Origin of the sequence: Shewanella sp. AC91-MNA-CIBAN-0169 (genome assembly GCF_040310165.1) — a bacterium.
Taxonomy (GTDB): domain Bacteria; phylum Pseudomonadota; class Gammaproteobacteria; order Enterobacterales; family Shewanellaceae; genus Shewanella.
This window is the reverse complement of sequence record NZ_JBEOPM010000040.1, coordinates 22,570-28,569: the sequence shown is the minus strand read 5'-3', so window position 1 is coordinate 28,569 and position 6,000 is coordinate 22,570. Positions and strand designations below refer to the sequence as shown.

Annotated in this window: 5 protein-coding genes and 1 pseudogene; all 6 read left to right on the top strand. The window is 37.4% G+C overall.

The genetic code is table 11. The features are described 5' to 3' along the window. Window positions 1-472 precede the first annotated feature (472 nt). Window positions 473-1,483: a substrate-binding domain-containing protein gene (locus AAEY98_RS21380; RefSeq protein WP_351019543.1), complete on the top strand. Its 1,011-nt coding sequence runs from the start codon at window positions 473-475 to the stop codon at window positions 1,481-1,483. Window positions 1,484-1,967: 484 nt separating this feature from the next. Then, the gene (locus AAEY98_RS21375; protein WP_351019540.1) at window positions 1,968-2,669 is read left to right on the top strand and encodes a CPBP family glutamic-type intramembrane protease; all 702 of its coding nucleotides are present in this window, start codon (window positions 1,968-1,970) and stop codon (window positions 2,667-2,669) included. Window positions 2,670-2,961: 292 nt separating this feature from the next. After that, window positions 2,962-3,243: pseudogene (locus AAEY98_RS21370) on the top strand (DUF2306 domain-containing protein); the annotation flags it as partial. Window positions 3,244-3,369: 126 nt separating this feature from the next. Further along, window positions 3,370-3,768, top strand: coding sequence for a hypothetical protein (locus AAEY98_RS21365; protein ID WP_351019537.1), 399 nt, complete (start codon window positions 3,370-3,372; stop codon window positions 3,766-3,768). A 98-nt stretch (window positions 3,769-3,866) separates the two neighbouring features. Continuing rightward, entirely contained in the window at window positions 3,867-5,216 is a 1,350-nt protein-coding gene (locus AAEY98_RS21360) for a M24 family metallopeptidase (protein ID WP_502959658.1), read from the top strand. Between the two features lie 199 nt (window positions 5,217-5,415). Further along, window positions 5,416-5,832, top strand: coding sequence for a hypothetical protein (locus AAEY98_RS21355; RefSeq protein WP_192115472.1), 417 nt, complete (start codon window positions 5,416-5,418; stop codon window positions 5,830-5,832). The last annotated feature ends 168 nt before the right edge of the window (window positions 5,833-6,000 follow it).

Below are 6,000 nucleotides of genomic sequence, written 5' to 3'. Positions count from 1 at the left end.
ATCGAGCTGAACTCTCTCCAAAGCAATGAAAACGAGATATGTTACTTATTTAAATGATGGGTGGCATTGTTTTGGCAGCATTGTTTTGGCATTGTTTTGTATTTGCATTGTTTTGTATTTAAATGATGGGTAGCATTGTTTTGATGGCATTGTTTTGATGGCATTGTTTTGATGAGGTATCATTCTTTATAAAATCTAGTGCAGGCGATGTAGCTTAAATAGCATCTGGCATAGTGATGATGGGAGGGAAGTCATCGCTTCATTATTAAGACAGGCATTCAAAAATTAGAACCTATTGGTTACTGGTATGGTGTTGCTATCCTGACGCATGGGGGAGTTCAAAACACAACAATATCGATTAGCCTACACTGATATGTTCGGTAATACCGTTTCAGCTCGTATCTTTAAATGAATTCCTTTGCTATATTTTATTGTAAGTAAAGTAGCGTTTTGATTTATTTCTGGAGGGGGTATGGCGAGATCACTTGTACTGTTTATTGTCTTTAGTCTAATACCCATATTTTCTGTCTATGGAAAAGAATTGAAACTTGCTGTAGTACCTAAATTTAATAGTGTTTTTTTTGAGCAAAGTAAAGCTGGTTGTATAGATGCCGCCGCTCAAATAAAAGGCGTGAAATGCATATATCGAGGACCAGATATAAGTAATGTTAGGATGCAAGATCAGGTAATAAATCAATTGATTGATGAAGGTGTCGATGGTATCGCGGTAGCCGTTACACAGTCTAAATATCTCGTTAACAATAGCCTGAAGAGAGTTAAAGAAGCAGGCATACCGATTATTACCTATGACTCTGATTTTGATGCTTCAATCAACGAAGACCCTAATAATATACGTCTAGCCTATATAGGCACTGATAATTTTGAATTGGGTAAATCATTAGGTGAAGAGTTAAAAAAACTTCGGCCCAATGGGGGAACGCTAATAATGCAATCTGGGCGACCAGATTCTCCTAATCTGAATTTAAGACTTATGGGTGTTCGTTCCGCATTATCGGGGAAAAAATACGATACACCTCCTGGCGAATTGCTTAATAACGACTCGGGCTGGACTGAAGTTAGAGAACCTTTTTTTAATTTTGATCAGCTGGATCAATCTGTTAATCAAATGGAGTCTGTAATGAAAGGTAAACCTGTAAAAGCAGATTCCTTTATTACTGTTGGTGGTTGGGCACAAAATGATCAAGCACTTTACCGTAAAATGATTGCCCCGTACCAGGCAAAAATTAATAACAACAAGGTCATCATTATTATTACTGATACATCTTCTGAACAATTAACTATGTTGGAAGATCAACTTGCTCATATCAATATTGGTCAAAACCCATATGAAATGGGAAGACAAGCCATTTTGACACTTTATAAGATTGTAACAGAACAAAAATATGAGAAAACAATTTACACTCCTATCACAGTTTGCACACCAGAGAATGTTGATACCTGTAACAAGAGTGTGGGATTGTAATCATATTTAATGTCGCCTGATACGAATTAAGGGAATTAAGGGAATTAACTGGAATTAACATGGCCACCCAAAGTTGTTGTCTAAAAAATTAGCAATTAACAATGAAAAAACGCTTTAATTACCTTTTTAAAAGGGTAATTAAAGATGGCCAGATCAGGCCAAAACAAACCATTGTTAGCTTAAATGACACGCCTTTTCCCTGTATATAGAAAGTTGCCACTGTTGCTCGCGTTTAGTACGTAATGCTTTTCTTTGCGGGATTGATAACTCGACAGGTGAGAACGTTGAGCATCGCCGAGAATGGGGTTATTCACATATTTTTATACTGATTTTCTGCTTATTAAGCACGCTATTTGTTAGACCAAAATTTTGATAGCAAGATTAGTTGTAAATAATGTATGTTGCTGATAATAATCGATCTCACATATGAAAGGTGGTTCAATTACACTCCAATCTTATAAAAAGCCTGAATGGAAGAATGAGTATGCCACACCAAGATCAGAGCCTTACCATTAAAATGGCGGCTCCTTTTTGTATATTATTAATAGTGATATTACTGACACAGGTTGTTGGTGTGTATGTCAGCAATAACTTTTTAGCTTCAGGAGGGGTTAAAGGTTATTGGATTATAAGTCGATTAATCTTTCCATTTGTTCTCGTTTTATTGCTGGCCATACCGTTAAAACAATTGTACTTCTCTAAACCAACAATTAATCGTGAAAACCTGCTACTTATGGCTGCGTTTTTGGGTCTTTTGCTTTGTTTATTCGTTTATCTACAATTTTTTGCCGCAGATTATTTATCTTATTATCGTCATGGCAGTTCTTTAGAGGGGCTAAGAGAGGCAGGGAAGTTTCAACGTTTTTTAATTTTTACCGTATCGACTATCATTGGCTGGGAGGTGCTTCACCGAGGATTTTTATTGGGTGGTGGCCAATATTGTTTAACTCAGCATTACAAAATCAACCCGACGGCGGCGGCTGTGATAATGACCGTTATTGTCTGCATCTTTGAAGTATTATTCCACATAAAAAAACCGATTTACGAAGCTATAGGTATGATCTTTGCCTCGCCATTATTGTCTTATTTAACCATTAAGACGCGCAGTTTATGGCCAGCATTAACGTTTCATTTATTGATTGAGTTAGCATTTGGCTTTTCCGCTTTCTATTATTCGGTCTATTAATTACTGCATTTATAAACTTGGCCAAAATCAATATAAAATCACTATGGCCACCCAAAGATGTTGATGGACACTGGCTTACTATTTTATATCGGACAGAATTGGTTTGTGTAGCTAAGCTGTTTTTAGATCGTAGCAAGTCAGTGATAGCAAGTGATAGTGAATAAAATGAATCTTTTGCGGCATTACCAAATTCTGTAGTGATTAATCACTATGCCAAAACACATCTTCTAAGTATAACCTAGAAAAGTAAGCTTACATGCCATACACGCGCATCTAATTTGTTTTATGGCTCTTTACTGTAAGTATGGCATTTGTGCAAATCAAGAAAGGTAACGTAAATGCACATCGCTATTGGATGATAATAAACTACTCTTTAACTTGTTCAGCAATTACCCTTAGATTGTATCTACCATCATTTCCGTGGTTATTTAATGTAGACTTTATAACGTCTTATATTGCAATTTCTTGGGTTGCTTGGGTTCCAAATTTATTAGTAGCACAATTATATTTACTAAAAACCAAACGTGTTAATTATGCCGTTCAACGTCCTATTGATAATACATTAAGTACATAGAGCAAAGTGTAAACCGCTCCTAAACCCAACCAATAAGCGAGAAATGGCTTGATTAATTTGGTTAATCAGCTTGGTTAACCACCAGCCCCCTTGGGGCACTTATTGCAAGTCGGACGTGAGAAACTTATGAAGCAAAATAGTGCTATTAAAATTGCCTTTTGGCGAGGTGTGCTAATTGCTCCGCTTGCGGTACTGCCTGCAACACTTATTTGGGCTTTAATTGCCGTGGTTAATCAATTTACTGTTCAAAACTTAATTGATGCGATTTTTAATGTAATATTTATCAGTTTGTGGGGCATTTGCGTTGCTTATGTTATTACCGCGACATATGGCAGCTTAGCCTGGTATGCGCTTTGGCGTTATAACGTGCTGTCGTTGGGCTCATTATTATTGGCAGTTGTTATTCCTTGTGCGATAACGGCGATCATTACGACCGATATTTTGTTTTCGTTAATGGTCACATATTATTCATTAGCCGTGGCATTTTCGCTTTGGTTTGTTGGTATTCGAAATATTAAAGAGTGATAACGGCATCGTATGTTTTCGGTTTTGGGACGATGTGAAAATTAATATCAAAATCGTACATCTGTTTTACGCCTTATGGCAGATAAAAGGAGTTTATTTTGCGCTTGATTCATTGGATTTACTTAACAATTGTTATAGTTGCAACTTTTTCGGCAAGTTCATCTGCCACAGTTGTAGTTGAGATATTGCCTATGCGCGACAGAGCTGAGTTTATTGACAGCATACTGGCTAAGCGGGTAGAGCTATTATTACCCAAGTTGATGAATGAACATAAGCTCGATCTGTGGGTAATCATTAGTCGTGAATACAATGAAGACCCTGTTATTAAAACGCTATTACCTGCTACATGGATATCTGCTCGCCGCACAACAATACTGGTATTTGCTCGTAAAGGTGACGGCAGTGTTGATGCTTATGCAATCGCGCCTTATAACGTTGGTAATGTTTTCGAAAAAGCGTGGGATAAATCAAAACAACCCAATCAATGGTTGGCTCTTAATGAGTTAATTGAAAGCTATCAACCCAATACCATAGGTGTTAATCAATCGGAACATTGGGCTCACGCCGATGGACTAGTCGCAACAGATAAAGAAAATTTGTTAGCGCATTTACCCGAAAAATATAAAACAAAAATAGTTTCAGCTGAACCCGTCGCCGTAGGATGGTTGGAGCAACGAATACCTGAAGAAATTGCCGTTTATAAAGATATCGTAAAATTGGCTCATGCAATTATTGCTGAAGCATTTTCTAACCAAGTCATTATCCCTGGGGAAACAACGACTGATGATGTGGTTTGGTGGCTACGAGAGCGTATCGTTGAGCTCAAGTTACAAACTTGGTTTCATCCAAGTGTATCAATTCAGCGTAGTGATGATGTTGCCTTAGCGCGCGAGTCGAGTGTTACCCATGACAATAATAAGCAAATTATTTTACCGGGCGATCTACTGCATGTTGATTTTGGCATAACCTATTTACGTTTAAATACGGATACGCAGCAGCATGCTTATGTACTCAAGCCAGGCGAAAGCGAAGCACCACAATATTTACAACAGGCGCTGTTATCAGGGAATAAACTACAAGATGTATTTACCGGACAATTTGCTGAAGGTCTTACTGGTAACCAAGTATTAAAACGCTCTCGTGAACGTGCAATTTTACAAGGATTAACGCCCACAATTTATACTCACCCGCTGGGTTATCATGGCCATGCCGCAGGTACGACACTGGGAATGTGGGATTCGCAAGATGGGGTTCCTGGTGATGGTGACTACCCATTACACCTCAATACGGCCTATTCAATTGAGCTTAACAATGCTGTTTATATTGAGCCGTGGAAAAAAGAAATCAGAATTATGCTAGAAGAAGATGCCATTTTTGACGGATCGGGAGTGTGGTATTTAAATGGCAGACAAACAGCTTTTTTACTGATTAAATCTCAGTCTCGCTGAGCTTTATAGATTAAAACTTGTTTGGGAAAAATAGTTACTCTTTTATACAGCAATGGTGCGCGAGTGTTGGGGGCAAGGTCTCCTGTTAGGTGTATTCAACGAACCAAGTTACTCATTCTTTAGGTTCTATTTCGTTCCACATTTTAGTACGTTATGATTCATCGCTTAAAACAGCGTAAAGCAAACAAGGAAGTTGTATATGTCAGGAAGCAAAGTCTACTCACCCGTTCAAGCTAGTCTAGGCGCATTTTTAGGAGGGCCAATAGCTTCAGTTTTTTTCATAAAACAGAACTTTGTCGTCTTGAATGATGATGAAGCCGTTAAAAAAACGAATCGCTATGGTGCTTTGGTTATTACATTTTTCATCTCAATTTTACCTTTTTTGCCAGAAAACTTTCCAAATATGATCATTCCTATAATCACGATTATTTCTACGAGACTGTTAGTTGAAAAGTTTCAATTTACAAAAGAAGTCATCTCCAATAACGATGATTTAGATTTTCATTCTAACTGGCGAGTACTTTTTGTCAGCTTGATAAGTCTGGTTGTTTTTATGATTATTGGCGTTAGCCTGCTGTTGGCGTTAGACTTTTTGGGTGTTGAAAGTCTGCTGTAAACTTCACGACTTCACGACTTCACGTCTTTACTATGGGTAATTTTTTGAAAATGAAGTCAGCTTTCAAAGATAGTGATGTCAGGTTTTATTTTTTTAATAAAAACGAAAAATTGAGCAAATGAACTTAATCTACGCTATTTCGAACTAGCATGATTTAATTTTGGTCAA

Excerpts from the sequence above, each read along its gene's own strand:
- AAEY98_RS21375 (WP_351019540.1), top strand. The coding sequence starts at position 1,968 with ATGCCACACCAAGATCAGAGCCTTACCATTAAAATGGCGGCTCCTTTT.
- AAEY98_RS21365 (WP_351019537.1), top strand. The coding sequence starts at position 3,370 with ATGAAGCAAAATAGTGCTATTAAAATTGCCTTTTGGCGAGGTGTGCTA.
- AAEY98_RS21380 (WP_351019543.1), top strand. The coding sequence starts at position 473 with ATGGCGAGATCACTTGTACTGTTTATTGTCTTTAGTCTAATACCCATA.
- AAEY98_RS21355 (WP_192115472.1), top strand. The coding sequence starts at position 5,416 with ATGTCAGGAAGCAAAGTCTACTCACCCGTTCAAGCTAGTCTAGGCGCA.